This is a genomic window from Dactylosporangium sp. NPDC050588, assembly GCF_040654975.1.
In the GTDB taxonomy this organism is placed as follows: Bacteria; Actinomycetota; Actinomycetes; order Mycobacteriales; family Micromonosporaceae; genus Dactylosporangium; species Dactylosporangium maewongense.
Map to the genome: position 1 here is coordinate 88,639 of NZ_JBFAJA010000035.1, position 25,668 is coordinate 114,306.

General features: G+C 72.6%; 23 protein-coding genes. 20 read left to right on the forward strand and 3 right to left on the reverse strand.

The annotated features are described in order from the left end of the window. Nucleotides 1-3 precede the first annotated feature (3 nt). The 11 genes from AB0I21_RS24750 to AB0I21_RS24800 all read left to right on the forward strand — a co-directional run bounded on the left by AB0I21_RS24750 (nucleotide 4) and on the right by AB0I21_RS24800 (nucleotide 14,497). The gene (locus AB0I21_RS24750; protein WP_360564507.1) at nucleotides 4-1,008 is read left to right on the forward strand and encodes a LacI family DNA-binding transcriptional regulator; all 1,005 of its coding nucleotides are present in this window, start codon (nucleotides 4-6) and stop codon (nucleotides 1,006-1,008) included. Between the two features lie 38 nt (nucleotides 1,009-1,046). After that, nucleotides 1,047-2,318 (forward strand): sugar ABC transporter substrate-binding protein, encoded by a 1,272-nt coding sequence (locus AB0I21_RS24755; protein ID WP_360564509.1) that lies wholly within the window; start codon nucleotides 1,047-1,049, stop codon nucleotides 2,316-2,318. A 98-nt stretch (nucleotides 2,319-2,416) separates the two neighbouring features. Further along, nucleotides 2,417-3,343: a sugar ABC transporter permease gene (locus AB0I21_RS24760; RefSeq protein WP_360564543.1), complete on the forward strand. Its 927-nt coding sequence runs from the start codon at nucleotides 2,417-2,419 to the stop codon at nucleotides 3,341-3,343. 12 nt (nucleotides 3,344-3,355) lie between these two features. Next, nucleotides 3,356-4,138, forward strand: coding sequence for a carbohydrate ABC transporter permease (locus AB0I21_RS24765; RefSeq protein WP_344511092.1), 783 nt, complete (start codon nucleotides 3,356-3,358; stop codon nucleotides 4,136-4,138). 74 nt (nucleotides 4,139-4,212) lie between these two features. Beyond that, nucleotides 4,213-6,669 carry a beta-L-arabinofuranosidase domain-containing protein gene (locus tag AB0I21_RS24770; protein ID WP_360564511.1) on the forward strand — a complete coding sequence of 819 codons (2,457 nt, stop codon included), beginning with the start codon at nucleotides 4,213-4,215 and terminating at the stop codon, nucleotides 6,667-6,669. 10 nt (nucleotides 6,670-6,679) lie between these two features. Further along, nucleotides 6,680-8,167 carry a family 43 glycosylhydrolase gene (locus AB0I21_RS24775; protein WP_360564512.1) on the forward strand — a complete coding sequence of 496 codons (1,488 nt, stop codon included), beginning with the start codon at nucleotides 6,680-6,682 and terminating at the stop codon, nucleotides 8,165-8,167. Between the two features lie 90 nt (nucleotides 8,168-8,257). Then, nucleotides 8,258-9,115 carry a metallophosphoesterase gene (locus AB0I21_RS24780; RefSeq protein ID WP_360564514.1) on the forward strand — a complete coding sequence of 286 codons (858 nt, stop codon included), beginning with the start codon at nucleotides 8,258-8,260 and terminating at the stop codon, nucleotides 9,113-9,115. Nucleotides 9,116-9,481: 366 nt separating this feature from the next. After that, nucleotides 9,482-11,119: an ABC transporter substrate-binding protein gene (locus AB0I21_RS24785; RefSeq protein ID WP_360564516.1), complete on the forward strand. Its 1,638-nt coding sequence runs from the start codon at nucleotides 9,482-9,484 to the stop codon at nucleotides 11,117-11,119. Further along, nucleotides 11,104-12,048 carry an ABC transporter permease gene (locus AB0I21_RS24790; protein ID WP_360564517.1) on the forward strand — a complete coding sequence of 315 codons (945 nt, stop codon included), beginning with the start codon at nucleotides 11,104-11,106 and terminating at the stop codon, nucleotides 12,046-12,048. Before AB0I21_RS24785 ends, AB0I21_RS24790 begins: the two co-directional genes overlap by 16 nt. Continuing rightward, entirely contained in the window at nucleotides 12,045-12,878 is an 834-nt protein-coding gene (locus AB0I21_RS24795) for an ABC transporter permease (RefSeq protein ID WP_360564519.1), read from the forward strand. The genes AB0I21_RS24790 and AB0I21_RS24795 overlap by 4 nt, the downstream gene beginning before the upstream one ends. Next, nucleotides 12,875-14,497, forward strand: coding sequence for an ABC transporter ATP-binding protein (locus AB0I21_RS24800; protein WP_360564521.1), 1,623 nt, complete (start codon nucleotides 12,875-12,877; stop codon nucleotides 14,495-14,497). Before AB0I21_RS24795 ends, AB0I21_RS24800 begins: the two co-directional genes overlap by 4 nt. On the opposite strand, the gene AB0I21_RS24805 is transcribed toward AB0I21_RS24800, so the two are convergent. The 3 genes from AB0I21_RS24805 to AB0I21_RS24815 all read right to left on the reverse strand — a co-directional run bounded on the left by AB0I21_RS24805 (nucleotide 14,475) and on the right by AB0I21_RS24815 (nucleotide 16,925). Continuing rightward, nucleotides 14,475-15,329: an AfsR/SARP family transcriptional regulator gene (locus AB0I21_RS24805; RefSeq protein ID WP_360564522.1), complete on the reverse strand. Its 855-nt coding sequence runs from the start codon at nucleotides 15,327-15,329 to the stop codon at nucleotides 14,475-14,477. The two genes, AB0I21_RS24800 and AB0I21_RS24805, sit on opposite strands and share 23 nt — an antisense overlap. Before the next feature lie 147 nt (nucleotides 15,330-15,476). After that, a complete protein-coding gene (locus AB0I21_RS24810; RefSeq protein ID WP_360564524.1) occupies nucleotides 15,477-16,091 on the reverse strand; it encodes a TetR/AcrR family transcriptional regulator in 615 nt (204 codons plus the stop codon). Between the two features lie 132 nt (nucleotides 16,092-16,223). Further along, on the reverse strand, nucleotides 16,224-16,925 hold the full coding sequence (locus tag AB0I21_RS24815; protein WP_360564526.1) for an SDR family NAD(P)-dependent oxidoreductase: 702 nt from the start codon (nucleotides 16,923-16,925) through the stop codon (nucleotides 16,224-16,226). A gap of 188 nt (nucleotides 16,926-17,113) precedes the next feature. Between AB0I21_RS24815 and AB0I21_RS24820 the strand changes: the two genes are divergently transcribed. Genes AB0I21_RS24820 through AB0I21_RS24860 form a run of 9 tightly spaced genes read left to right on the forward strand, consistent with a single transcriptional unit; the run spans nucleotide 17,114 to nucleotide 25,524 of the window. Beyond that, on the forward strand, nucleotides 17,114-18,355 hold the full coding sequence (locus AB0I21_RS24820) for a beta-ketoacyl-[acyl-carrier-protein] synthase family protein (protein WP_360564527.1): 1,242 nt from the start codon (nucleotides 17,114-17,116) through the stop codon (nucleotides 18,353-18,355). After that, nucleotides 18,352-19,623 carry a ketosynthase chain-length factor gene (locus AB0I21_RS24825; protein WP_360564529.1) on the forward strand — a complete coding sequence of 424 codons (1,272 nt, stop codon included), beginning with the start codon at nucleotides 18,352-18,354 and terminating at the stop codon, nucleotides 19,621-19,623. The genes AB0I21_RS24820 and AB0I21_RS24825 overlap by 4 nt, the downstream gene beginning before the upstream one ends. Continuing rightward, the gene (locus tag AB0I21_RS24830) at nucleotides 19,620-19,883 is read left to right on the forward strand and encodes an acyl carrier protein (RefSeq protein WP_344511068.1); all 264 of its coding nucleotides are present in this window, start codon (nucleotides 19,620-19,622) and stop codon (nucleotides 19,881-19,883) included. Before AB0I21_RS24825 ends, AB0I21_RS24830 begins: the two co-directional genes overlap by 4 nt. Continuing rightward, on the forward strand, nucleotides 19,880-21,520 hold the full coding sequence (locus AB0I21_RS24835) for an acetyl-CoA carboxylase carboxyltransferase subunit alpha/beta (protein WP_360564530.1): 1,641 nt from the start codon (nucleotides 19,880-19,882) through the stop codon (nucleotides 21,518-21,520). Before AB0I21_RS24830 ends, AB0I21_RS24835 begins: the two co-directional genes overlap by 4 nt. Beyond that, nucleotides 21,517-21,999 (forward strand): biotin/lipoyl-containing protein, encoded by a 483-nt coding sequence (locus AB0I21_RS24840; protein ID WP_360564532.1) that lies wholly within the window; start codon nucleotides 21,517-21,519, stop codon nucleotides 21,997-21,999. The genes AB0I21_RS24835 and AB0I21_RS24840 overlap by 4 nt, the downstream gene beginning before the upstream one ends. 5 nt (nucleotides 22,000-22,004) lie before the next feature. Then, nucleotides 22,005-23,369, forward strand: coding sequence for an acetyl-CoA carboxylase biotin carboxylase subunit (locus tag AB0I21_RS24845; RefSeq protein ID WP_360564534.1), 1,365 nt, complete (start codon nucleotides 22,005-22,007; stop codon nucleotides 23,367-23,369). Then, complete coding sequence (locus AB0I21_RS24850; protein ID WP_360564535.1) at nucleotides 23,366-24,175, forward strand: SDR family NAD(P)-dependent oxidoreductase; 810 nt, start codon at nucleotides 23,366-23,368, stop codon at nucleotides 24,173-24,175. The genes AB0I21_RS24845 and AB0I21_RS24850 overlap by 4 nt, the downstream gene beginning before the upstream one ends. Nucleotides 24,176-24,190: 15 nt before the next feature. Further along, nucleotides 24,191-25,099 (forward strand): aromatase/cyclase, encoded by a 909-nt coding sequence (locus AB0I21_RS24855; protein ID WP_360564537.1) that lies wholly within the window; start codon nucleotides 24,191-24,193, stop codon nucleotides 25,097-25,099. Next, nucleotides 25,096-25,524, forward strand: coding sequence for a nuclear transport factor 2 family protein (locus AB0I21_RS24860; RefSeq protein ID WP_360564539.1), 429 nt, complete (start codon nucleotides 25,096-25,098; stop codon nucleotides 25,522-25,524). Before AB0I21_RS24855 ends, AB0I21_RS24860 begins: the two co-directional genes overlap by 4 nt. The last annotated feature ends 144 nt before the right edge of the window (nucleotides 25,525-25,668 follow it).

Below are 25,668 nucleotides of genomic sequence, written 5' to 3' on the forward strand. Positions count from 1 at the left end.
GCGATGCGGGACGTCGCCCACCTCGCCGGGGTGTCACACCAGACCGTGTCCCGGGTGGTCAACGACCACCCGAGTGTGCGGTCCGAGACCCGAGCCAGGGTCCTCGCCGCGATGCGGGCGCTGGACTACCAGCCCAACGTCGCGGCCAGGACCCTGGCGACGAACCGGTCGCAGACCGTCGGCCTGGTCACCTTCGACACCACGCTGTTCGGGCCGTCGTTCATGGTCCACGCCATCGAACGCGCGGCCCGGGAAGCGGGCTACTTCGTCAGTATCGCCAGCGCCAGGGAGCTGAACGTGCCCTCCGTGTCCGAAGCGATCCGCCGGCTGCGGGAACAGGCGGTCGAGGGGATCATCACCCTCGCCCCGGTCGCCGCGGCCTGGACGGCGCTCGGCCGCTCGCTGCTCGACGTGCCCGCGCACGTGCCGATCGTCGGCATGGGCATCGACGTGGCGGCGATGCCGGAGGTGCCGATGGTGGCCGTCGACAACGCGGCGGGTGCCGGGCTCGCGACCCGGCACCTGATCGCGCTCGGTCACCGCACCGTGCACCATGTCGCGGGCCCGCCCGAGTGGCCCGAGGCCCGCGAACGGCTCGTCGGCTGGCAGGCAGCGCTGGAGGACGCCGGTCTGCCGGTGCCCGTCCCGCTGCCCGGCGACTGGAGCGCCCGGTCCGGCTACGCCGCCGGCCGGGCGCTCGCCGCCGACCCGTCGGTGACGGCCGTGTTCTGCGGCAACGACCAGATGGCGATCGGCGTGCTGCGCGCCTTGCACCAGGCCGGCAGGGCGGTGCCGGACGAGGTCAGCGTCGTCGGGTTCGACGACATGCCGGAGGCGCCCTACCTGCAGCCTCCCCTGACCACCGTCCGGCAGGACTTCGCCGAGCTCGGCAGGCGCAGCATGCACCTGCTCGTCACCCAGATCGCGGCGGGCGTGCGGCAGACCGGTCAGCACCGGTCGGCCCCCGACCTCGTCGTGCGCGAAAGCACCTCCGCTCTTGCTTTTTGATAGCGCTCACAAACAATGTGTCCAGGAAGGGACCGACCTTGAAGCGTTTACTGAGCGGCACCGTCGCCGCCACCCTGCTGCTGGCGCTCGGCGCCTGCGGCGACTCCGCTGACTCCCCGGCGGCGACCGGAGAGGCCGCGGACAGCGGTGCCACGCTCACCCTGTGGACCCGCGCCGCCACCGAGTCCGTGTCGAAGGCGTACGCCGCCGCCTACAACGCCACCCACAAGAACCAGGTGCAGGTCACCGCGTACCCGAACGAGGAGTACCCGGCGAAGCTCGCCTCGGCCGCCGGGGCCAAGGCGCTGCCGGACCTGTTCGCCTCCGACGTGGTGTTCGCGCCGCAGTACGCCTCGCAGGGGCTGTGGCTGGACATCACCGACAAGTTCAACGCCCTGCCGATGAAGGACAAGGTCGCCCCGGCGCACGTGCGCAACGGCACCTGGAACAAGAAGAACTACGCGGTCCCGCACACGATCGACATGTCGGTCATGCTGTACAACAAGGACCTGTTCACCAAGGCGGGCCTCGACCCGGAGAAGCCGCCGGCGTCGCTGACCGAGTTCGCCGCGGCCGCCCGCGCCATCGACAAGCTCGGCGGGGACATCAACGGCACCTACTTCGGCGGCAACTGCGGCGGCTGCAACGTCTTCACCCTGTGGCCGTCGGTGTGGGCCGCCGGCGGCGACGTGATGAACGCCGAGGGCACCGCCTCGACCATCGACTCCAAGGAGATGTCGGAGGTCTTCGCGCTCTACCGGAAGCTGTACGACGAGGGCGTCGCCGCGCCGGCGTCGAAGGACGAGGCCGGCCCGACCTGGCTCGGCGCGCTGCAGAGCGGCAAGATCGGCATCGCCCCGGCGCCGTCGGCGTGGCTCGGCATCATCGAGGAGAAGGCCACCTTCAAGGTCGGCATTGCGCCGATCAGCGGCATCAACGGGGGCGAGTCGACGTTCGTCGGCGGCGACTCGATCGGCATCGGCGCCACCAGCAAGCACGCCGCGGCGGCCTGGGACTTCCTCGCCTGGACCCTCGGCGACGAGGCGCAGGTCGAGGTCGTCGCGAAGGGTAAGGGCGTGCCGACCCGCACCGACCTGGCCTCGAACAAGTACTCCTCGGCCGACCCGCGGATCGTGACCATCAACAACCTGATGGGCAAGGGCAAGACGCCGTACGCGAAGAACTTCAACGCCACCTACAACGACCCGCAGAGCCCGTGGAACACCGCGTTCCGCGGCGCCCTGTTCGGCGACGCGCAGAAGTCGCTCGGTGACGGCGCCGCCGCCCTCACCGCCTCACTGAAGAAGTAGGCCGATCCGCCCGCCCCTGTGCGAGCAGGGGCGGGCGGCCCGCCGGCACACCCCTCGGACCAAGACACCCCTCGAACACGGTCGCACCGGAGAAGATGATGACCTTGCTGGCGCCAACGCGACCGACGGTCCTGCCGTCGGCGCCGCCGCGAAGGAAACGCAACAAGCAGTGGATCGGCGCCCTGTACGCCGCGCCGACCGCGTTCGTGGTGGGCATGTTCTTCGTCGTGCCGCTCGGCCTGGTCGTGTGGATGTCGCTGCACCACTGGCCGCTGCTCGGCGCGCCCACGATCAACGCGCCGGAGAACTACGCCGGGCTCGCCGACGACGACCTGCTGCGCACCGCGGTGTGGTTCACCCTCAAGTACACGGTCGTCGTCACGGTCCTGCTGTTCGTGCTGTCGTTCGGCCTGGCGCTCATGGTGCAGCACCGCCGCCGCGGGGTCGGGCTGCTGCGCACCGCGTTCTTCCTGCCCGCCGCGGTCGGCTTCGCCAGCGCGTCGCTGCTGTTCCTCGGCCTGCTCAGCGACGAGATCGGCCCCGTCAACCGGGTCCTGGAGACGGTCGGGCTGGTCGACGGGTACGTGTCGTGGACCAGCGGCAGCCCCAACTCCGCGCTCGGCTCCGCGGTCGTGCTCGTGCTGTGGCGCTTCGCCGGGTTCAACATGCTGATCCTGCTCACCGGCCTGCAGGCGATCCCGCTGGACGTGTACGAGGCGGCCCGGCTGGACGGCGCGACCCGCTGGCAGATCTTCCGGCGGATCACCGTGCCCCTGATGCGCCCGACGATCGCGCTGGTGCTCACGCTCATGATCACCGGCTCGCTGCTCGCCTTCGACCAGTTCTGGATCCTCACCCGCGGCGGCCCCGACAACAGCACCACGTCGCTGGTCATGGTGATCTACCGGGAGGCGTTCATCGAGCTGGATCTCGGCTCGGCGGCGGCGATCTCGGTCGTGCTGCTCGGGGTGCTCATCGTGTTCAACGCCATCCAGCTCGGCGTCCTGCGCCGCCGATCGCAGTAGGGACCCGTGCTCATGCCGCGCAAGATCAGTGCCGCCGCCCTCGCCGTCCTCTTCCTGTTCCCACTGCTGTGGAGCGCCTGGGCGTCGGTGCGCACCCCGTCCGGCTTCGGCCTGGAGAACTACAGCCGGCTGTTCACCTCGGACAACGGCATCCGCTTCGAGCACATCGTCAACAGCGTCACCGTGTCGGCGCTGACCGTCGGCGGCACGCTGCTGGTCGCCACCCTCGGCGGCTACGCGTTCGGCCGGTTCCAGTTCCCCGGCAAGAACGCCCTGTTCCTGCTCACCCTCGCGATCCTGATGGTGCCCTACGCGACCATCCTCATCGCCCTGTACGTGCTGCTGGGGTGGATCGGCCTGCAGGACTCCCTGCTCGGGCTCAGCCTCGTCCTGATCATGTTCCAGCTGCCGTTCTCGATCTTCATGATGCGCAACGCGTTCGAGGCGATCCCGAAGGAGCTGGAGGAGTCCGCCCTCATCGACGGGTGTACCAGCTTCGGCGCGCTCACCCGCATCATGCTGCACGCGGTGCGGCCGGGCCTGATCACCGTCGGGCTGTTCGCGTTCCTCACCTCGTGGAGCGAGTTCTTCGCCCCGCTCATCCTGCTCAACTCCACGGACAAGTTCACCGTCATGCTCGCCGTGGTCAACATGCGCACCGCCTCGTTCGGCGCCATCGACTACGCCGCCCTGGAGGCCGGCGTGACGTTCATGGCGGTGCCCTGCCTGCTGCTCTTCCTCGTCCTGCAACGCAGTTACGTCCGGGGCTTCATGTCGGGCGCGCTGCGCGGCTAGCGCTTCCTCGGCACCACGGCGGACCGTCCACGGACGGACGGTCCGCGGACACCCCATACCCTCGGGAGGGACCCATGTCCTCACCACCGGTGACCCGCCGCAGCGTGCTGCGGACCACCGCCGTCGCCGGCGCCGCCACCGCCGTCGCCCCGCTCCTGTTCTCCGAGGCGGCCGGCGCCGCCCGCCCGGACACCGGCGTCTCCGCCTACGCGTTCCCGCTCACCGCGGTGCAGCTGCTGACCAGCCCGTTCACCGCCGCGGCCGGGCGCATCCACTCCTACCTGCTGTTCCTGGACAACGACCGGCTGCTGCACACGTTCCGCCTCAACGTCGGGCTCTCCTCCTCCGCCACCCCCTGCGGCGGCTGGGAGTCACCGACCACCGAGCTGCGCGGGCACTCCACCGGCCACATCCTGTCCGCCCTCGCCCAGGCGTACGCGAGCACCGGCAACACCGCCTTCAAGACCAAGGGCGACCAGCTCGTCACCGTCCTCGCCCAGTGCCAGTCGCGCGCCGCCACCGCCGGCTACAACACCGGCTACCTCAGCGCGTTCCCGGAAAGTTTCATCGACCGGGTCGAGGCGCGGCAGTCCGTCTGGGCGCCCTACTACACCCTGCACAAGCTCATGGCCGGCCTGCTGGACATGCACCAGCTCGCCGGCAACGCGCAGGCGCTGACCGTGCTCACCGGCATGGCGGCGTGGGTCAAGTTCCGCAACGACCGGCTGACCCTGACCCAGCGGCAGAACATGCTCGACACCGAGTTCGGCGGGATGAACGAGGTCCTCACCAACCTCTACCAGCTGACCGGCGATGCCGCGCACCTCGCCGCCGCGCAGCAGTTCGACCACGCCGAGATCTTCGACCCGCTCGCGGCGGGCACCGACAGCCTGAACAACTACCACGCCAACACGCAGATCCCGAAGATCATCGGCGCGATCCGGGAGTACCACGCGACCGGGACCGTTCGCTACCGCACGATCGCGGTCAACTTCTGGGACATCGTCACCCGCCGGCACACGTACGCGATCGGCGGCAACTCCAACGGCGAATACTTCAAGGCGCCCGACCGCATCGCCAGCGAGCTGTCCGACACGACCGCCGAGTGCTGCAACTCGCACAACATGCTGAAGCTGACCCGGCAGCTGTTCTTCACCGACCCGTCGCGGGTGGACTACCTCGACTACTACGAGAAGGCGCTCTACAACCACATCCTCGCCTCGCAGGACCCGAACTCCGCGCACGGCTTCCAGTGCTACTACGTGCCGTTGCGCGCCGGTGGGATCAAGACCTACAGCAACGACTACAACAGTTTCGTCTGCTGCCACGGCACGGGCATGGAGAGCAACACCAAGTTCGGCGACAGCATCTACTTCCACGACGGCGCCAGCACCCTGTACGTGAACCTGTTCATCCCGTCGGTGCTGACGTGGTCCGCGCGCGGCGTCACGATCCGGCAGGAGACCGGCTTCCCGGAGGCCGGCTCGACCAAGCTCACAGTTACCGGGTCCGGCACGTTCACCGTGAAGGTCCGGATCCCGTCGTGGGCGTCCTCGGCGTCGGTACGGGTGAACGGTGCCGCTCAGGCCGCGCCCGCACCCGGCTCGTTCGCCACGATCGCCCGTACCTGGGCCTCCGGCGACGTCATCGACGTGACCCTGCCGATGGCGCTGACCCGCGAGTCCGCCAACGACAACAGCAGCGTGCAGGCGGTGAAGGTCGGTCCGATCGTCCTCGGCGGGCTGTTCGGCACCAACAATCTCAGCGCACTACCCGTACTCAACCCGGCCACGCTCACCGCGACGGCGACCCCGTTGCAGTACACCGCCGGCGGGGTCACCCTCCAGCCGTTCTACAAGGTGCACGGCCAGCGCTACAGCGTCTACTGGTCGGTCAACACCAACCCGCCGCTGCCGCAGTTCGTCGCGCACTACCAGTTCGAGGGCAACGGCACCGACGCCACCGGCAACGGCCGCACCGCCACGGTCACCAACGGCACCTACGTGACGGGCCGCACCGGCAGCGCCGTCAACCTCAACGGCACCAACGGATTCGTGGCGCTGCCGTCGGGGATCCTGGCCGGCGCCACGAACTTCGCTGTCGCCCTGTGGGTCCGCGTCGACACGCTCGCCAGCTGGGCCCGCGTCTTCGACTTCGGCAGCGGCACGGGCGTCAACATGTTCCTCGTCGCCAGGTCGGGCTCCGGGACCGCGCGGTTCGCGATCACGGCCACCGGTGCCGGCGGCGAGCAGCGCATCGACGCCCCGTCCGCGCTGCCGGCCGGCGCCTGGACGCACGTCGCCGTCACCCGCGAGGGCAACCTCGGCGTGCTGTACGTCAACGGCGCGGAGGTGGCCCGCAACACCGGGCTGACGCTCAGCCCGTCGAGCCTCGGCGCCACCACGCAGAACTGGGTCGGCCGATCCCAGTACGCCGACCCGTACCTCGACGGCGCCGTCGACAGTCTCCGCATCTACAGCCGCGCGCTGACCGCCGCCGAGGTCGCCGGCTTCGCCGCCAACGGAACCTGAGAGGTTTCTGATGTTGCATCGACCAGTCGTGCTCGCCGTGCTCGCGGCGACGACCGTCTCCGTGCTCAACTGGCCGGGCGTGGCCGCCGCCGCGCCGGTCACCTTCGCCAGCACCGTCGTCAACCAGTCCAGCGGGCAGTGCGCCAACGTCCCCGGCGGCGCACCCACCAACGTCCTGCAGCTCGTGCAGGCCGCCTGCAACGGCGCCACCAGCCAGAACTTCACCTTCGTCCCGGTGGCGAACGCGACCGGCACCTACACCGTCAACACGCTCACCTCCGGCTCCTGCGTCGACGTGACCGGCCGCTCCACCGCGGACAACGCGACGATCATCCAGTACACCTGCAACGGCCAGACCAACCAGCAGTTCCGGCTGCAGGCGGTCACCGTCTCCGGCGCCACGAACACGTTCAACCTCGTCAGCGTCCAGTCCGGCAAGTGCGTCGCGCCGGCGTCCGCCGGTCTGGTGCAGCTGACCTGCTCCACTGCCACCACTCAGGTGTGGCGGCTGCCGACGTACAACGGCGGCACGACGACCACGCGCACCTTCACCAACCCGCTCGACCCGCAGGGCCCGGACCCGTGGCTCACGTACTACAGCGGCTACTACTACCTGGCGTCCACGACGTGGAACCGCACGATCACGATGCGGAAGAGCCGCACGCTCGGCGGCCTGGCCACCGCGCCGGAGACCGTCATCTTCAACCTCACCCGCCCCAACGGCGCCGGCACCATGTGGGCGCCCGAGTTCCACCTGCTGAACGGCCCCAACGGGCAGCGCTGGTACTTCTACTACACCGCCGGCGCCGAGCCGTACAACCTCGGCACGCAGCGCATCCACGTCCTCGAAAGCGCGGGCCTCGACCCCATGGGCCCGTACACGTTCAAGGCCGACCTGCTCGACCCGACCGCTGACAACACGTGGGAGCTCGACCCGAGCATCCTGCAGCTCAACGGCCAGCTCTACCTGCTCGGCACGTTCTACAACGGCTCGCAGCCGATGTTCATCCGCCCGCTGTCGAACCCGTGGACGGCCAGCGGCACCCGCCGCATCCTCTCCACGCCGACCTACAGCTGGGAGACGGTCGGCGGCGCCGTCAACGAGGGCGCCGAGGTCATCACCCACGGCGGCAAGACCTTCATCATCTACTCCGCCAGCCACTGCTCCACCCCCGACTACAAGCTCGGCATGCTCACCTGGAACGGCGGCGACCCGCTCAACTCGTCGTCGTGGGTGAAGTCCCCGAACCCGGTCTTCCAGCGCTCCAACGCCAACTCGGTCTACGCCCCGGGCCACAACGGCTTCTTCAAGTCCCCCGACGGCACCGAGGACTGGATCGTCTACCACGCCAACAGCTCCACCAGCGGCGGCTGCGACATGAACCGCAGCACCCGCGCCCAGAAGTTCACCTGGAACGCCGACGGCACCCCCAACTTCGGCGTCCCGGTCGCCCTGGGCACCCAACTCCCCGTCCCCTCAGGCGAACCCGCCTCCTGACCCCCCGCGCCCGCGGGACGGGCGGGACCAACTCCCGCCCGTCCCGCGCCGACGGTGGACTGGGGGTGGTCGGTGTGCCATCGTGGGCGGATGGCACGGGTGGTGACGTTGCCGGCGGTGGGCAGGTTGCTTGCCGTCACCGACCTGCACGGTAACCTCGCGGACTTCCATGCGATCGTGGCCCGGTTCAGGGCCCTCGTGGACACTCCGGGGCCGCGGCCGCACCTGGTGTTCTGTGGCGATCTTGTGCATGGTCCGGCGATCGCCCCGCAGGCGTGGCCGGAGTATCTCGGCGACTTCTATGTCGACCAGACGCCGCGGCTGCTCGCCGAAGCCCGTGAACTCCGGGAGGCCTACCCGCAACAGGTCCACTTCCTGCTGGGCAACCATGAGCACGCGCATCTGGGCGGCCCACCACTGGCCAAGTTCCACCCCGACGAGGCGGCCCATCTGGAGCGGCAGTACGCCCCGGGCGGGTTCGCCCCGGTCCGGCGGTGGATGGCGGGCTGGCCGCTCGCGGCCGTCGCGCCGGGCGCGGGCATCGCCTTCACGCACGCCGCGCCGCACGCGCAGATCTCCGGGCCGCGTGACCTCGACGACCTGGCGCTGACCGGGTACGAATCGGTGTCCCTGACCGACATGGCGTCGACCGGGCCGCTCGGGGCGCTGCTGTGGGCCCGGACCACGCCCGCCGAGCGGGGCTTCGCGTTCCTTCGTGCCCTGCACGACGGGTGCAAGGTGGCGGTGTTCGGCCACGACATCGTGCGGGAGGGGCACTGGATCGAGCACGAGCCGCTGTTGTGCGTCTCCAGCAGCTTCGGCTGCTACGACGGCGACAAGGTGTACCTGGAATGGGATCTGGCCCGGCCGGCGGCCAGCGCCGCCGAGGTCGCCCGCGACGGCCTGCGGCGACTGCACCCCGGCGCCCGGCCGGTCCATCGCATCTGAAGCCCAGCGACGCCGTAGGTGGCCGCCCGGCCGCGGTCACGAAAGCGTCGTCCCGGTCCCCGGGGAGCGGGACGGGCGGTGGTCACGGTGCGTCGTCGAGGTCTTCCCTTCGGGGGAGGGGGACGGGGCTGATGTCGTGGCCGAGGTCGACGATGGCGCGTAGGAGGTAGGCGCCGAGACGACGGAGAAAGTCCATGCCACGGAGCTTGACGGTGGTCGATGCAGCGGCGGTACCGCGGCGGCTGGGAGGCTCCTCCAGTGAGGCTCCACGCGGACTGTAGCGGAACTGTGCGGAAGATCTACCCGGTTCGATCACGCTGGGCGACATCGCGTCCCCCGCTGGCATCGACGACAGGACCTTCCGATATGCGACAGCTCCGTACTCTGGTGGCCGCCGCCACCGCGCTCAGTCTCTTAGCCGTCGCCGGGTGCGGGTCCACGCCCGCGTCCGGTGAGGGCGCCGCAGGGGAGGGGGCGCCGGTCGCGGGTGGGACGTTCAACTACGCGATCGACTCCGAGCCCAGCTGCCTCGACCCGCACGTCAGTCTCGCCGACGCCACCGCGTTCATCACCCGCGGGGTCGTGGACTCGCTCGTGGTGCAGGACGCCGACGGCAGTTTCAAACCGTGGCTGGCGAAGTCGTGGAAGGTCTCCGACGACCTCAAGACCTACACGTTCGACCTGCGGACCGACGTCACGTTCCACGACGGGACGAAGTTCGACGCGGCGGCGGTGAAGGCGAACTTCGACCGGATCGTGGCCAAGGAGACCAAGTCGCAGTATGCGAGCACGCTGATCGGGCCGTACACCGGCACCACCGTCGTCGACGAGCACACCGCGGAGGTGCGGTTCAGCGCGCCGTTCCAGCCGTTCCTGCAGGCGGCGAGCACCGCGTACCTCGGCATCCAGTCGCCGAAGGCGTTCACCGACTACGCGGGGGCGCTGTGCGAGCACGTCGTCGGGTCGGGGCCGTTCGTGTTCACCAGCCACACCCGGCAGCAGAACGTGACGCTGACGCGCAGCGCGACCTACACCTCGGCGCCGCCGAACGCGAAGCACACCGGGCCCGCGCACCTGGACAAGGTCGTCATCCGGTTCCTGTCCGAGAGCGCCACCCGGCTCGGCACGCTCACCAGCGGTGAGGTCCAGGGGATCAGCGCCGTGCCGGTGCCCAACGTCGCGGCGGTGCAGGCGAACACCGCGCTCCAACTCGTCCGCACCGACGCGCAGGGGGCCGTCTACACGCTGTACCCGAACACGTCGCGGGCGCCGTTCGACGACGAGAAGGTCCGCAAGGCGTTCCAGCAGGCGCTCGACGTCGACACCCTGGTCAAGAGCGTCTACTTCGGACAGTACAAGCGGGCGTGGGGCGTCCTGTCGCCCAACACGAAGTACTACGAGCCGTCGCTGGAGCAGAAGACGAAGTACGACGAGGCGGCCGCGAACAAGCTCCTCGACGAGGCCGGCTGGACCACCCGCGACGCGGACGGGTACCGCACGAAGAACGGCAAACGGCTCGCCGTGGTCTGGCCGTACACGCAGCAACAGGCCGCCGTCCAGCAGCGGGGCACGTTCGCCCAGGCGGTGCAGGCGGCGCAGAAGAAGATCGGCATCGAGGTCGTGCGGACCAGCGTGCAGACCGCCGAGCTGTTCGGGCTGGTCGCGAAGGCCCAGTACGACATCTTCGACGAGAGCTGGACCCGCGCCGACCCCGACCTGCTGCGCATCTTCTTCGCCTCCACCAGCAAGCCGCTCACCGGCCAGAACATCTCGTGGGTCAACGACGCGACCGTCGACGCGCTCGTGAACGGCGCCGCCGCGACCGCCGACGACGCCAAGCGCAAGGACGCCTACAGCCGCACCCAGCTGTGGGTGCAGGAGCACGCCGCCGCGTTCCCCGTCTACGTGCCCGCGTACCTGCTCGCGGCGTCGACGAAGGTGCACGGCCTGCGGTCGGACCCGGCCTCGTTCCCGCTGCTCTACGACGTGTGGCTGACGAAGTGAGCAGGGTGCGGTGGCTGCTGCGCCGGCTCGCCGGTGGGCTCGGCGTGCTCCTCGGCGCCGCCACCGTCACCTTCCTCGCGATGGAGCTCATCCCCGGTGACCCGGCGCGCGCCCTGGTGGGCAGCGCGCCGGCCACGCCGCAGACGATGGCGCTGATCCGGCACGAGATGGGCCTCGACCTGCCGCTGCCGGCGCGGTACGGGCACTACCTGGCCCGGCTCGCGAGCGGTGACCTCGGCCGCTCGTATCAGCTGCAGCAACCGGTGTCGACGATCATCGGCGAGCAGGTGTGGCCGACCGTGCAGCTGGCGCTCGCCGCGACGCTCCTCGCCTTCGCGGGCGCGGTGCTCGTCGCCACGCTCACCGCCGGCCGGTGGCGGGTCGCCCGCGGCGTCGCGCAGGCGGTCGAGCTGGTCGCGGTGTCCACGCCGAGCTTCTGGCTCGGGCTGCTGCTGCTGTCGGTGTTCGCGTTCCGGCTGCGGCTGGTCCCGGTCGGCGTCGACCAGGGCCCGGCGGCGCTGATCCTGCCCGCCGTCACCCTCGCCGTCCCCGTCGGCGCGATCCTCACCCAGGTGCTGCGCGACGGGATGGAGGGGGCGCTGCGGCAGCCGTTCGTGGTGTCGGTGCGGGCCAGGGGCGTCGGCGAGCTCGGCGTGCGGGCAAGGCACGTGCTGCGGCACGGGCTGAGCCCGGCGGTGACCCTGTCGGGCTGGCTCGTCGGGCACCTGCTCGGCGGCGCCGTGCTCGTCGAGACAGTGTTCGCCCGCCCGGGCCTCGGGCGGGTCACGCTCGCCGCCATCAGCAGCCGCGACTTCCCGGTCGTCATCGCGATGGTGCTGTTCGTCGCGGTGGTGTTCGTGGTGGTGAGCACGCTCGTCGACGGCCTGTACCGGATCATCGACCCGCGCCTGCGGGAGGCGACGCCATGACCATGGTGGACACGACCCGGCGCGTCCCGAGGGTGCCGGCGGCGGGCGTCGTCGCCGCCGGCGTGATCCTCGCGGCGCTGCTCGTCGCGGTGCTCGTGCCGGACCGCCTGGCCGCGGGGCCCGACGAGGTCGACCCGCTCATCGCGCTGCGGCCGCCGGACGGCACGCACTGGCTCGGCACCGACCAGCTCGGCCGGGACGTCTACGCGCGGATCGTCCACGGCGCCCGCATCTCGCTCGTCACCGGCGTCGCCGCGACCGCCCTGGCCGTCGTGGCCGGCACGCTGCTCGGGCTGCTGTCGGCGCTCGGCGGGCGGCTGGTCGACGAGGTGCTCATGCGCGCCGTCGACGTGCTGCTCGCGCTGCCCGGCATCCTGCTCGCCCTGCTGGTCATCGCGGTGCTCGGACCCGGCCCGGTCAGCGAGCTCGTCGCGATCGCGTTCGCGGCGGTCCCGGGGTACGCGCGCATGATCCGCGGGCAGGCGCTGTCGGTGCGCCGCGCCGACTACGTCACCAGCGCCGTCGCCGTCGGCGTCCGCCCGATCGGCCTCGTCTGGCGGCACGTGCTGCCCAACTCGCTCGGCCCGGTGCTGGTCCTGGCCACGCTCGGCACCGGCAGCGCGATCATCATCGGCTCGTCGCTGAGCTTCCTCGGCCTCGGCCCGCGCCAGCCGACCCCGGAATGGGGCGCGATGCTCGCCGACGGCCGTGACTTCCTGTCCACCGCCTGGTGGGTGGGCGTCTTCCCCGGCCTGGCCATCACCGTGACGGTCGTCGCGGTGACCGTCCTCGGCCGCCGCTGGCAACGACGATTCGAAGGGCTCCGATGACACTGTTGCGAGTGGACGACCTGCGGGTGACGTTCCACAGTGGACGCGAGCGGATCGGGGCCGTGCGGGGCGTGTCGTTCCAGGTCGAGGCGGGGGAGTGCCTGGCGGTCGTCGGCGAGTCAGGATCGGGCAAGAGCGTCACCGCCCGCACCCTCGTCGGACTCACCGGACCGGGCGCGCACGTCGAGGCCGGGCGGCTCGAATTCGCCGGGCGGGACCTGCGGAATCTGGGGCCCCGCGGCTGGCGGGAGGTCCGCGGCCGGGGGATCGGTCTCGTGCTGCAGGACGCGCTCGTCTCGCTCGACCCGCTGCGCACCGTCGGCGCCGAGATCGCCGAGGCACTGCGCCAGGACGTCAAGGACCGCCGGGGAAGCGTGCTGGAGCTGCTGCACGAGGTCGGCGTGCCGGAGCCGGAGCAGCGCGCCCGGCAGCACCCGCACGAGCTGTCCGGCGGGCTGCGGCAGCGGGCCCTCATCGCCTCGGCGATCGCGGCCGGGCCGTCGCTGCTCGTCGCCGACGAGCCGACCACCGCGCTCGACGTCACCGTCCAGGCGCAGATCCTCGCCCTGCTCGCCGAGCGCAAGGCGACCGGCACCGCGCTGCTGCTGATCAGCCACGACCTCGCCGTCGTCGCCGGTCTCGCGGACCGCACCGCGGTGATGCGTGACGGCGTGATCGTCGAGTCGGGCCCGACGGCGCAGGTGCTCGGCGACCCGCGGCACCCCTACACCCGCCAGCTGCTCGCCGCGGTCCCCGGCGCGCACCCCCGCGGCACCAGGCTCTCCGGCGGTCAGGCCGCTCGGGTGGCGTCGGCGGCGTCGGTACCGGGGGAGCCCGTCCTCGAGCTCCGCGGCGTCACGAAGCGGTTCCGCCTGCCGGGTGGTGGCTCCCGGGACGCCGTGCGGGACGTGTCGGCGACCCTGCGCGCCGGCGAGATCCTCGGCCTCGTCGGCGAGTCGGGGTCGGGCAAGAGCACCGTCGCCCGGGTCGCGCTCGGGCTCCTGGCGCCGGACGGCGGCGAGGTGCTCCTCGAGGGGCGTCCGTGGAGCGCGCTGCGGGAGCGGGACCGGCGGCCGCTGCGGCGCAGGATCGGCGTCGTCTTCCAGGACCCGCTGAGCTCGTTCGACCCGCGGCACCCGGTCGAGCGCATCGTCGCCGAGCCGCTCGGCGTCATCGGCCATCCCCGGCGCGACCGGCGCCGACGCGTCCTGCAACTGCTGGACCAGGTCGGGCTCGGCGCCGCGGTGCTCGACCGGCGGCCGGTCGAGCTGTCCGGCGGGCAGCGGCAGCGGGTCGCCATCGCCCGCGCCCTCGCGCCAGGGCCGGCGCTGCTGGTCTGCGACGAGCCCGTGTCCGCCCTCGACGTGTCGATCCAGGCACAGGTCCTGGACCTGCTCACCGACCTGCGGGCGGAGCTCGGGGTGGCGATGCTGTTCATCTCGCACGACCTCGGGGTGGTGCACCACCTCAGCGACCACGTCGCCGTCATGCGCGCCGGCGAGATCGTCGAGCACGGGCCGGTCGACACCGTGTTCGCCGCGCCACGGCATCCGTACACCCGGCAGCTGCTGGACGCGGTGCCCCGGCTGGAGGTCGTCACACCCGGCACGGCTCGCTGAGCACGCGGCGGATCCGGCCGAGGTCCAGGTCGATGGAGAAGCGCGACGGCACGTGCACCGGCGGCGCGTCGAGCGCCGGGTCGAAGGAGAGCACGGCCTGGTGCAGGCGGCGCAGCGCCGGCGACGGCTCCAGGCCCAGTTCGTCGGACAGGACCGTCCGCAGCCGCGTGAAGACCTCTAACGCGTGCACCTGGCGGCCGGAGCGGTACAGCGCCAGCATCAGGTGCGCGTGCAGGTTCTCGTGGACGGGGTGCCGCTCGACCAGGGCGCTGAGCTCGCCGATCAGCTCCTGGTGCCGGCCCAGGCGCAGGTCGACCTCGATGCGCCGCTCGATGGTGGACAGCCGGCTCTCCTCCAGGCTGGCCAGCCACGTGCGCAGCACCGGGCCGGGCTGCACGTCCACGAGCGCCGGGCCGCGCCAGACGGCGAGCGCGTCGCGCAGCGCCGCCGCGGCCGCCGGGTCGTCGCCGTCGCTGAGCGCCTGCCGGCTGTCGCGGAGCCGGTCCTCGAACGCGTCGACGTCCAGCTCGCCCTGCCGCGACACGAACAGGTAGCCGCGGTCGCGGGTCACGAGGCGGCCGGCGCAGGTGGCGTCCCGCTCGTTGCCCAGCCGCAGGATGCGGCGCAGCTGCATGATGTAGGTGTGCAGCGTCGACACGGCGCTCGCCGGCGGGTTGTACTCCCACAGCTCCTCGATGCACTGACTCACCGGCACCACCTGGTTGGCGTTGAGCAGCAGCAGCGCGAGCAGTTGCCGCTGCTTCGGTGCGGTCGGCACCTGAATCGCCCCGTCGGCGCACAGGAGGAGCGGGCCAAGAACTCCCAGTTTCACTGCGTCTCCTATCGGATTAATAGGATTTTGGTCCGACTTCGCCGCTTGCGTCATTGCAGGGATTGGGCGCGGTCGTCGCTGCGGAATTACCGCTTACATTGAAGCGTATCGTAGGTAAATACTACGGTCAAGGTAGGAAATCCGACGCTATCGGCGACTCTTAGAACGCCCCTGAACAGGTGCAACCCGATACGCGCGGAGAAAAAGATCGGTGGCGTCGGCGCAGATCTCGTCGATTTCCCAGGGCGCCAACGCGAGCGTGCCATATTTCGACCGCTGCTGTCCCTCATAGGTGAGCTGGGACACGAAATGCGCCGCCGCGCGGTCCGGACGGTCCGCGCTCAGCACGCCCTGGGCGGTCAGCACGGCCACCCGCTGAATCAGCCAGCCCAGCAGCTTCGGCCCCGACTGTGGCTCGTCCGCGCCGCAGGAGCGGTGCAGCTGCGGGTGGTGCGAGACCTCGGCGATGATCAGCCGGCGCAGCGCTGACACCTCGGGGTCGAGCGTCGCGGCGAGGAACTGCCGGCCGAGCCGCAGCAGGTCCTGCTCCAGCGCGGCCGGGTCGGTCAGCAGCGACTCGTCGAGCTCGGTGTCACGGTCGGCGCCGGTGCGCGCCTCGTCGACCACCGCGACGAACAGCCGCTCCTTGTCGCCGAAGTGGTTGTAGATGGTCTGCTTCGACACGCCCGCCTCGGCCGCGATCGTGTCGAGATTGGCCCGCTCATAGCCGGCGGTGATGAAGATCCGGGTCGCCGCCCGCATGATGGCGGTGCGCTTGCCGGGCAGTCCGCGGGGCGCGACCTCGGAGGGTGTCATCGTCGAGCTCGAACCCGCCACGCGTATCACCCCTCCGTCGCTGCCCGTCGATCATACTAGACGGTACAGTCCATACCGCTACCAGTCCAGACCGCCGTGCACGTCCACGACGCTGCCGTTGACGTAGCCCGCGCCCGCGCCGGCCAGGAACACCGCGACCGCCGCGACCTCCTCGCCGGTGCCCGGCCGCCCCGCGGCGAGCCGCGGCCCGTACCTCGCCCACACCGCCGCGTTGCCGATGAGCTGCTCACCCATGCCCTCCGCGATGATCCCCGGGGACAGGCAGTTCACCGTGATGCCGTGCGGCGCCAGCTCCACCGCCGCGGTGCGGGTGAGCGCCTCGATCGCCGCCTTCGACGCGCTGTAGGCCGCCGCCCCCGGAGTCGCCCGGGTGGCGAGCGCCGACGACAGCGTCAGGATCCGGCCGCCGCCGGCCCGCCGCAGCGCCGGGACGGCCGCCTGCACGGTGTGGAACGTGCCGGCCACGTTCGTGGTGAGCACGTCCGCGAACGCGTCCGGCGCCTGCCCGGCGACCGGCCCGGGGCGGCTCACCCCGGCGTTCGCCACGACGATGTCGACGCGGCCGAACCGCGCCTCGACCCGGTCGAAGAGGTCCCGGACCGAGCCCGGGTCCGTCACGTCGACCCGCTCGTCCGGCGGCTCCGCGGACCGCGCCGCGGCCACCACCTTGGCGCCCCGCGCCGCGAACGCCGCCGCGATCGTCCTGCCGATGCCCCGGGTACCCCCGGTCACCACCGCCACCCGCCCGTCCAGACTCATGCGGACAGCCTCCGCAGCCCCCGTCCACGGGTGCTACACAACACCTGGAGCCCGCCTCCAGGCCGGTCGTGGTCGCCGCTCCATCGGCCGCTGTCAACGTTCTCGGCATGGCAGATGCGAGGCGAGACCGGCGCCCGGGAGCCGGCGCCGCACATGGCGGGGCGCATGCGGCGCAAGACCGGCGCCGGGTGGCGATCACCGGCATCGGCGTGGTCGCCCCCGGAGGGGTCGGCACCAAGGCGTTCTGGGCGCTGCTCACCAGCGGGCAGACCGCGACCCGGACCATCACCGCGTTCGACGCCGGGGCGTTCCGCTCCCGGGTCGCCGCCGAGTGCGACTTCGACCCGGTGGCCGCCGGACTGACCCAGCAGGAGATCCGCCGCATGGACCGGGCGGCGCAGTTCGCCGTCGTCGCGGCCCGCGAGGCGCTCACCGACAGCGGTCTCGACTTCGACGCCCGCGACCCCGGCCGGACCGCGACCGTCATCGGCAGCGCCGTCGGCGCGACCACCAGCCTCGAGCGCGAGTACGCCGTGGTCAGCGACGCCGGCCGGCACTGGCACGTCGACCCCCGGTACGCGGTGCCGCACCTGTACGACTACCTGGTGCCGAGCTCCCTGGCCGCGGAGGTCGCCTGGGCGGCCGGCGCCGAGGGCCCCGCCGCGGTCGTCTCCACCGGCTGCACGTCGGGCCTGGACGCGCTCGGCCACGCCGCCGACCTGATCCGCGAGGGCTCCGCCGACGTCGTCATCGGCGGCGCGACCGACGCACCGATCTCCCCGATCACGGTCGCCTGCTTCGACGCCATCAAGGCCACCACCGCCCGCAACGACGACCCCGAGCACGCGTCGCGCCCGTTCGACCGCAGCCGCGACGGCTTCGTGCTCGGCGAGGGCTCGGCGGTGTTCGTCTTGGAGGAGCTGTCCGCCGCACGGGCCCGCGGCGCCCGCGTGTACGCGGAGATCGCCGGGTTCGCCGGGCGCGCCAACGCCTTCCACATGACCGGCCTGCGCCCCGACGGGGTCGAGATGGCCGAGGCGATCCGGGTCGCGCTCGACGAGGCCCGCCTCGACCCGACCGCCGTGGACTACCTCAACGCGCACGGCTCCGGCACCAAGCAGAACGACCGGCACGAGACCGCGGCGGCGAAGCTCAGCCTCGGCGCGCACGCGTACCGCACCCCGGTCAGCTCGATCAAGTCGATGGTCGGGCACTCGCTCGGCGCGATCGGCTCCATCGAGATCGCCGCGAGCGCCCTCGCGATCGAGCACGGCGTCATCCCGCCGACCGCCAACCTGCACGAGCCCGACCCCGAGTGCGACCTGGACTACGTGCCGCTGCACGCCCGGGAGCAGCGCACCGACACGGTCCTGTCCGTCGGCAGCGGCTTCGGCGGCTTCCAGAGCGCCATGGTCCTGGTGCGGCCGTGACCGCGCTGGTTGACGACTCGGTCGCCGCGCGGCCGGCCGCAGTCATCACGGGGATCGGGGTGGTGGCGCCGAACGGGTTCGGCACCGAGGACTACTGGCGGGCGACCCTCGACGGGCGCAACGGCATCGGCCGGATCACCCGCTTCGACCCGGAGCGCTACCCGGCCCGGCTCGCCGGCGAGGTCCGCGGCTTCGAGCCGCGCCGGCACCTGCCGAGCCGGCTGCTGCCGCAGACCGACCACATGACCCGCCTCGCGCTCGTCGCCGCCGACCTCGCCCTCACCGACGCCGGACTCGACCCCGCCGCCCTGCCCGCGTACGCGGCCGGGGTGGTCACCGCCAGCGCCTCCGGCGGCTTCGAGTTCGGCCAGCGGGAGCTGGAGAAGCTGTGGAGCCTCGGCGGCGAGCACGTCAGCGCCTACCAGTCGTTCGCCTGGTTCTACGCGGTGAACACCGGCCAGATCTCGATCCGGCACGGCCTGCGCGGCCCCAGCGGCGTCCTCGTCACCGAGCAGGCCGGCGGCCTCGACGCGCTCGCGCAGGCCCGCCGGCACATCCGCAAGGGGATCCCGGTCGTGCTGTCCGGCGGTGTCGACAGCGCGCTGTGCCCGTGGGGCTGGATCGCGCAGGTCGCCAACGGCCGGGTCGCGACCGGTGAGGACCCCGCGACCGCGTTCCGCCCGTTCCACCGCGACGCGGCCGGCTACGTGCCGGGGGAGGGCGGCGCGATCCTCGTCGTCGAGGACGCGGCCGCGGCGGCCACCCGCGGCGCCGCACCCCTGGCCGTCGTCGCCGGATACGCCGCCACCTTCGACCCGCCGCAGGACAGCGGGCGGCCCGGCACGCTGCGCCGCGCCATCGAGATCGCGCTCGCGGACGCCGGTGCCGCCGCCGCGGACGTCGACGTCGTCTTCGCCGACGCGGCCGGGGTGCCCGCCCTGGACCGGGCCGAGGCCGACGCGCTCGCCGCCGTGTTCGGCCCGCGCGGCACCCCGGTGACCGCGCCGAAGACGATGACCGGCCGGCTCGCCTCCGGCGGCGCCGCGCTCGACGTGGCCACCGCGGCCCTCGCCCTGCGCGACGGCGTCATCCCGCCGACCGTCAACGTCGACGCCCCGGCCCTCGCCCACGACCTGGACCTGGTCACGTCGGCGCGCCCGGCGCGGCTGCGCACGGCCCTCGTCGTCGCCCGCGGGTACGGCGGCTTCAACGCGGCCGTCGTCCTGCACCACCCGACCGCAGCGCACCGACAAGGAGCAGCAGCATGAGCAGCAGAGAACTGACCGTCGACGGGGTCCGCGAGCTCCTGCGCGAGGTCGCCGGCGAGGACGAGACCGGCGGGCTCGACGGCGACATCGGCGCCGTGCCGTTCGAGGACCTCGGCTACGACTCCCTGGCGCTGCTGGAGCTCGCCGGGCGGGTCGAGCGCGACTACCGGGTGCGGCTCGCCGACGACACCGTCGTGCAGGCCCGCACCCCGGACGAGTTCGTCGGCATCGTCAACCAGGCCCGGGCCGGTGCGCGGTGAGTTTCGCCCTGTGCGCCGGTTGCCGGATCCCGCTGTACGAGCCGAAACTCGCCCGCAACCTCGGGGTGTGCCCCGAATGCGGGCACCACCACCGGCTCACCGCCCACGAGCGGATCGCCCAGCTGCTGGACCCGGGCAGCGTGCACACGCTCGACGCGCCGGTGTCCGACGCCGACCCGCTGCGGTTCCCCTCCTATGGCGGCAAGGTGGATCGGGCGCGCGCCGCGTCCGGGCTCGCCGAGGCCGTCGTCTGCGTGCGCGGCACCATCGGCGGTGTCGCCGTCGTCGCGGCCGTCATGGACTTCCGGTTCCTCGGCGGCAGCCTCGGCTCAGCCGTCGGCGAGCTCGTCACCCGGGCCGCCGAGACCGCCCTGGCCGAGCGCAGCCCGCTGCTGCTGGTGCCCGCGTCCGGCGGCGCCCGCATGCAGGAGGGCGCCGTCGCGCTCATGCAGATGGCGAAGACCAGCCAGGCGATCGGGCAGCTCGACGAGGCCGGGATCCTGACCGTCGCACTCATCACCGACCCCACGTACGGTGGCGTCGCCGCCTCCTACGCCTCGCTGTGCGACGTCACGATCGCCGAGCCGGGGGCCAGGCTCGGGTTCGCCGGGCCGCGCGTCATCGAGCAGACCATCGGCCGGCGGCTGCCCGCCGACTTCCAGACCGCGGAGTTCCTCCTCGAGCACGGCCTCGTCGACGCCGTCCGGCCGCGGGCGACCCTGCGCGACACCATCGCCCGGATCGTCGCCGTCGGCAGCCGCCGCGAGGGGCCGCCGCATCCGGTGCCCGCCGGCGACGTCGTGATCCGCGACGCCGACCACCTGGAGGACCGCGACGCGTGGGACACGGTGCGGCTGGCGCGGGACATCGGCCGGCCCAGCACCGCCGACTACCTCGACCGCATCTTCACCGACGTCGTGCGGCTGCACGGCGACCGGATCTCCGGCGAGTGCCCGGCCGTCATCGGCGCGCTGGCGAGGCTCGACGGGATCCCGGTCGTCGTCATCGGCCACCAGAAGGGGCACACCGCCAAGGAGCTGTCCCGCAGCCGGTACGGCATGCCGACGCCCGCCGGCTACCGCAAGGCGGCCCGGCTGATGCGGCTCGCCGCCAAGCTCGGGCTGCCCGTGGTGACGCTCGTCGACACGCCCGGCGCGTATCCGGGTCCGGAGGCGGAGGAGCAGGGGCAGGCGGTCGCGATCGCCGAGAACCTGCGGCTCATGGCCGGCCTGCCCGTGCCCGTCGTCGCCGTCGTCACCGGCGAGGGCGGCAGCGGCGGTGCGCTCGCCCTGGCCCTGGCGAACCGGGTGCTCGTCCTGGCCAACGGCGTCTACTCCGTCATCAGCCCCGAGGGGTGCGCGGCGATCCTGTGGAACGACCCGGCGCAGGCGCCGCGGGCGGCCAGGTCGCTGCGGCTGCGGGCGGCGGACCTGATGCGCCTCGGCGTCGTCGACGGCGTCGTGCCCGAGCCGCCCGGCGGCGCGGCCACCGACCACGCGGAGGCGGCGCGGCTGTTGCGGGCCGCGCTCGTCACCGAGCTGCGGTCGCTCCTGCCGCTGAACGTGCCACGGCTCATCGTCGGCCGCCACGCCCGTTTCCGCCGCTTCGGCGCCCCGGTCGACCAGGTCGCGGCGTGACGACCCTGGCGGAGGCCCGGGACGGCGCCGGGCCGGATGCGGCAGGGGTGCTGGACGCCGTCCGGCGGACCGTCCTCCTGCTCGCCAACGAGGCAGGGGCGCGACCGGAGCTGGTGCGGGTGTCCGTCGGTGACGTCGCGGTGGAGATCTCGTTCGGCGCCGTGCCGCCCGTCCCGGCCGCCGTGCCGACCGCGGACCCCAGCGTCGGTTCCGTCGTACCGACGCCGCAAACGCCGGCAAGAGCGGCATTGACCTCGCCGGCGGTGGGGGTGTTCTACCGGGCGCCGGAGCCCGATGCCGCACCGTTCGTCGCGGTCGGCGACACCGTCACCGAGGGGCAGCAGATCGGCATCGTGGAGGCGATGAAGCTGATGATCCCGGTCCACGCCGAGCGCGCCGGCCGGATCGCCGAGGAGCTCGTCGCCGACGGTGCGCCGGTCGAATACGGCGAGCCGCTCTTCGCCCTCGACGGCGGGTGACGGCGATGTTCGGGACCGTCCTCGTCGCCAACCGCGGCGAGATCGCGCTGCGGGTCGCCCGGACCTGCCGGGAGCTCGGCATCCGCGTCGCCGCCGTGCACTCCACAGTGGACAGGGAGTCGGCGGTCGTGCGGTACGCCGACGAGACCGTCCAGATCGGGCCCGGGCCGGCGCGGCGCAGCTACCTCGACTACGCCGCCGTGCTCGCCGCCGCCGAACGGGTCGGCGCCGACGCGATCCACCCCGGATACGGGTTCCTGTCCGAGGATCCGTCGTTCGCCGAGGCGTGCGAGGCGGCGGGGTTCACGTTCATCGGCCCGCCACCGAAGGTCATCGCCGCGCTCGGCGACAAGACCGCGGCACGGGCGCTGATGGCGGCGGCGGGCCTGCCGCTGCTGCCGGGCGAGCCGGTCGACGACGTCACGCGGGCCGCCGCCGTCGCCGGCGGTGTCGGCTACCCCGTCATCATCAAGGCCGCGGCCGGTGGCGGCGGGCGCGGCATGCGGGTCGTGCAGTGCGCGGCCGACCTCGCCGACGCCTACCTGCGCACCCGTGCCGAGGCGCAGGCACTGTTCGGCGACGACCGGGTCTACGTCGAGCGGTTCCTGCCCAACGGCCGCCACGTCGAGATCCAGGTCCTCGCCGACGCCCACGGCAACGCGGTGCACCTCGGCGAGCGCGACTGCTCCGTGCAGCGCCGGCACCAGAAGCTCATCGAGGAGACGCCGGCGCCCGGTGTACCGCGGGACGTCGTCGCGCGCATGGGCGAGGCCAGCGTCCGCGGCGCGCTCGCGGCCGGCTACGTCGGCGCCGGCACCTTCGAGTTCCTGCTCGACGACGCCGGGGACTTCTTCTTCCTCGAGGTGAACTGCCGCATCCAGGTGGAGCACCCGGTCACCGAGGCGGTCACCGGCCTCGACCTGGTCGCCGAGCAGCTGCGGATCGCCGCGGGGGAGCCGCTCGGCCTCACCCAGGCCGACGTCGCGCCCCGCGGCGTCGCGATCGAGTGCCGCGTCAACGCCGAGGACCCGGCCCGCGACTTCGCGCCCGCACCCGGCCGCCTGGACGCGTTCACCGTGCCCGGCGGGCCGTTCGTGCGGGTCGACACGCACGCGTACCCCGGCTACAGGGTCCCGTCGGCGTACGACTCGCTGCTCGCCAAGCTCATCGTGTGGGCGCCCGACCGGGACACCGCCATCGCGCGCGGCCGGCGGGCCCTCGCCGACTTCCGGGTCGACGGGCCGGGCGTGCACACCACCGCCGGCTTTCTCCGCGACGTCCTCGCCGACGCGTCGTTCCGCGCCGGCACCCACGACACCGGGCTCGTCGCCCGGCTGCAGTCCCAGCCCGAGACTCAGGAGGATTCATGACCGAGACAGCGGCGAAGCCGAAGGCGCCCGCCGGGCCCCGGCATGCGCTGGTCACCGGGGCCACCAGCGGGATCGGCCTGGCCGTCGCCCGTGCCCTCGGCGGAGCCGGCCATCGCGTGTACCTGTGCGCCCGCGACGCCGACGCCGTCGCCCTCACCGTGAAGGAACTGCGCGACGAGGGCCTCGACGTCGACGGGCAGGCCGCCGACGTCCGCGACACCGGCCAGATCCGCACCCTCGTCGCCGGCGCCGTGCAACGCTTCGGGCCCGTCGACGTGCTCGTCAACAACGCCGGCCGCAGCGGCGGCGGGATCACCTCCGCCATCGCCGACGAGCTGTGGGACGACGTCATCGCCACCAACCTCACCGCCGTCTTCCATGTCACCCGGGAGGCGCTCACCGCCGGCGGGCTCGAGGGGCGTCCCGGCGGCCGCATCATCAACATCGCGTCCACCGGTGGCAAGCAGGGCGTCGTGCTCGGCGCGCCCTACTCCGCCTCCAAGCACGGCGTCATCGGCTTCACCAAGGCCCTGGGCCTGGAGCTGGCCCGCACCGGGGTGACCGTCAACGCCGTCTGCCCCGGCTACGTCGAGACGCCGATGGCGCAGCGCGTCCGCGCCGGCTACGCCGCCGCGTGGCAGACCACCGAGGACGACGTCCTGGACCGGTTCCAGGCGAAGATCCCGCTCGGGCGGTACTCGACGCCTGACGAGGTCGCGGCGCTCGTCGGCTACCTCGTCACGCCGGCCGCGGACCCCATCACCGCCCAGGCGATCAACGTCTGCGGCGGGCTCGGCAACTACTAGGAACGAGGACCGACGATGACTGTCTCCCATGAGATCACGGTCGCCGCGCCGCCGGACCGGGTGTACGCGCTGCTCGCCGACGCGGCCGGATGGCCGGCGCTGTTCCCGCCGACCGTGCACGCCGTGGCGACCCCGCTGTCCGACGGTGAGGAGCGGCTGCAGCTGTGGGCGACCGCGAACGGTGCGGTGAAGTCGTGGACCTCACTGCGCACCCTCGACCCCGTCGCCCGGAGGATCACGTTCCGGCAGGAGGTGTCGGCGCCGCCGGTGGCGTCGATGGGCGGCGAGTGGCACGTCGAGGAAGCCGCCGACGGGCACAGCCGGGTCGTGCTCACCCACACCTACCGCGCGATCGACGACGACCCGTCGGGCCTGGCGTGGATCGCCGAGGCGGTCGAACGCAACAGCGTCGCCGAGCTCGCCGCGCTGGAGGCCGGCGCGCTCGCCGACCCCGGCATCGACTTCACCTTCTCCGACTCCGTCGAGTTCGCCGGATCGGCGCGGGACGCGCACGCCTTCACCTGGGACGCGCAGCACTGGCCCGCACGGCTGCCGCACGTCGTCGGCGTCGAGCTGAGCGAGGAGCCGGCCGGCGTGCAGCGCCTGCGGATGGAGACCCTGGCGAAGGACGGCTCCAGCCACACGACCGAGTCGATCCGGGTCGGCCTGCCGGGGCTGCGCATCGTGTACAAGCAGACCCGGCCGCCGGCACTGCTGAGCGTCCACACTGGACGGTGGACGTTCGAGGAGCGCGACGGCCTCGTGACCGCCACGTCCCAGCACCGGGTGGTGCTGCGGCCGTCGGCCGTGGTGCCGGTGCTCGGTGAGGGCAGGACCGTCGAGGATGCCCGCACCTTCGTGCGCGAGGCGCTCGGCGCCAACAGTCTCGCCACCCTGCGGCACGTCGCGGGGGTGACCGCATGACGACCGCCGTCGACACCGGTCTCTACCAGCGGGTGCAGCAGTTCTACGCCGTGCAGATGCGGCTGCTGGACGAGGGCCGCGCCGAGGAGTGGGCGGACACCTTCACCGAGGACGGCGAGTTCGGCCAGGACCGCCGCCCCGCACCGCGCCGGGGCCGGGCGGAGATCGGGGGGCGGCTGCGCAAGGCCGCCGACGCGCTCGCCGCCCGCGGCGTGGTCCGCCGGCACTGGCTCGGCATGCTCGCCGTCGAGCCGCGGCCCGACGGCACCGTCACCACCCGCTACTACGCGCTCGTCATCGAGACCCCGACCGGCGGGCAGTCCGCGCTGCACCTGAGCACCGCGGCCGACGACGTCCTCGTCCCCGACGGCGACACCTTCCTGGTCCGCCGCCGGTACGTCGTGCACGACGGCTGGACCCCGTGACGCCGCTCCCCTTCTACGTGCGGCAGCTGCACCTGCTCGACGCCGGGGAGGTGGACGCGTGGGCGGCCACCTTCACCGTCGACGCGGTCTTCACCCAGGTCGCCCCCGCCGGCAGGACGTTCGCCGGCGGGGCCCCGGCGCAGC